We start from the raw sequence: 413 nt of genomic DNA, 5'->3' as shown, positions 1-413 counted from the left end.
CAAGACATCCTTGTCGATGACGGGAGACAAGCAGTCATGCAGCTGCGCCGTCGTCAGCGCGCCTGGTCCGGTGACGAAAGCCAGGGTTTGCCCCGTGCGGTCGCGCGCCACAAGGATGCAGACTTGCTCACTGGAAATGCCACGCTGGCGGGCATGGCCACCCCGGCGGCGCGCCGGACGCGTCAGATGCCGCGCGCCCTTTTGCGATTCCAGCACATACAGTTCGTCGGCCTCGGCGATGCCATGCAGGCAATGCGGCCGGTCCGTTTTTGCCAGGGCTAAAAAGCGGTGGCGCCAGCGGAACGTGGTGTTGCGGTGCACGCCCAATTGGCTGGCTGCCTGGCGTACCGAGCGGGAATCGAGCAGGCAGTCGGCATAACCGAGCCACAGCGATTTATGCCGCAGGCGAGCCA

At 65.1% G+C, this 413-nt stretch carries 1 protein-coding gene; it reads right to left on the bottom strand.

Annotation, left to right across the window (positions count from 1 at the left end):
* On the bottom strand, positions 1-413 hold a 413-nt coding region (locus tag ACZ92H_RS29490; protein WP_465051978.1), incomplete at both ends, for an IS1595 family transposase.

The sequence above is a fragment of the Janthinobacterium foliorum genome (assembly GCF_978021625.1).
Note: the sequence above shows the minus strand (reverse complement) of the source record. Positions and strands in the feature narration are given on the sequence as shown.